A 1,191-nucleotide genomic window follows, 5' to 3' on the forward strand; every position below is an offset into this window, starting at 1 on the left:
GTCGAGGAAGGCGCCGAGCGCCTCGACGCGGCGGACGATCTGCAAGAGGTCGTCGGACTGCGGCGTGATGACGGCATCGATGAGATCGTGCCGGGCGCCCTGATCGCGGAGGTAGACTTTCAGGCGGTCGTGGAAGAAGGACAGAAGGTCAGACGCTTTCCCGACGATGGCTGCCAGCGCCAGTCGAATATCATTCTCGACCAATATTCTAACCACACCCAGCGCCGCTCTACGCAGCGCATAGGGATCCTTCGACCCAGTCGGCTTTTCGTCGATTGCCCAGAAACCGACCAGCGTATCGAGCTTATCGGCAAGCGCCACTGTGATCGAAACCGGATCGCTCGATACGCGATCGGACGGGCCTTGCGGCTTGTAGTGTTCCTCCGCTGCAGCGGCGACCGATGCATGCTCGCCCTGAAGCAGCGCATATTTGCGGCCCATGGCGCCTTGCAGTTCCGGGAACTCGCCGACGACTTCGGTGGTGAGATCTGCCTTGGCCAAGACGGCAGCGCGGCGCGCGAGTGCGGGATCGGCGCCGACTGTCGGAGCCAGTTCTTCCGCCAATCGCTTGATCCGCTCCACCCGTTCGCCCTGCGTGCCGAGCTTGGCGTGGAAAGTCACGCCGAGATGGTCGAGGCGGGCCATGCGCTGGTCGAGAGGCTTCTTGAGATCAAGCCCGAATTTTTCCGCCGATGCCTCGAGCTCAGCCAGGTCAGGCAAATCGCCCTGGTCGGTCGTCCAGAAATAAAGCGCGTCGGACAGACGGGCGCGCACCACCTTGCCGTTGCCGTGGGCGATCTCCTTGCCGCCATCCCTGGCTTCGATGTTGGCGGTTAGAATGAAGCGATTGGAAAGCGCGTCGTCGACACCCTGCGGCCGCGTCACAAAGCACTTCTGGTTGGCGCGGATGGTCAGTCGGATCACTTCGGCTGGAATGGCAAGGAATGCCTCCTCGAACTCGCCCATCAGCACGACCGGCCATTCGACCAGTCCGGACACCTCCTCCAGCAGCCCTTCGTCCTCGACCAGATCGAGCCCGTTGGCGAAGGCGAGATTGCGGGCGTCGGCAAGGATGATCTCCTTGCGGCGGTCGGCATCGAGCACGACCTTGGCCGCTTCCAGTTTGGAAACATAGTCGTCGAAGCGGCGCACCATGATCGCATCAGGCGCATGGAAGCGGTGGCCATAGGT

The 1,191-nt window shown here is 62.6% G+C and carries 1 protein-coding gene; it reads right to left on the reverse strand.

Features of this window, described 5'->3' with window-relative positions:
- On the reverse strand, window positions 1-1,191 hold a 1,191-nt coding region (gene glyS, locus ENZ75_RS32360; protein WP_128278640.1), incomplete at both ends, for a glycine--tRNA ligase subunit beta.

The organism is Mesorhizobium sp. M7A.F.Ca.CA.002.04.1.1 (genome assembly GCF_004022805.1).
GTDB classification, from domain to species: Bacteria; Pseudomonadota; Alphaproteobacteria; order Rhizobiales; family Rhizobiaceae; genus Mesorhizobium; species Mesorhizobium ciceri.